1 protein-coding gene is annotated in these 243 nt (G+C 49.4%); it reads right to left on the reverse strand.

Features of this window, described 5'->3' with window-relative positions; translation table 11 throughout:
* Nucleotides 1-24 precede the first annotated feature (24 nt).
* Nucleotides 25-243: F0F1 ATP synthase subunit gamma (locus SM755_RS24070; RefSeq protein WP_323174891.1), on the reverse strand; the 219-nt coding region annotated here is incomplete at its 5' end.

A 243-nucleotide genomic window follows, 5' to 3' on the forward strand; every position in this document is an offset into this window, starting at 1 on the left:
GTTTTTCTTCTTCCCGTTCGAAATTTAGACGCACGATGCTCCGGAGATAATTTCGATCAGTTCTCGGGTAATCACAGCTTGACGAGTACGGTTGAAGGCCAGGGTCAGCTTGTCAATCATCTCTCCGGCGTTCTTGGAAGCTCCGTCCATAGCAGTCATACGGGAACTCTGCTCAGAGGTGGCAGACTCCTTCATTGCGTAGTAGATGAGTTGAGCGAGAGAATACTCGTTGTACGATTGGAG

The organism is Natrialba sp. PRR66 (genome assembly GCF_034808065.1).
GTDB classification, from domain to species: domain Archaea; phylum Halobacteriota; class Halobacteria; order Halobacteriales; family Natrialbaceae; genus Natrialba; species Natrialba aegyptia.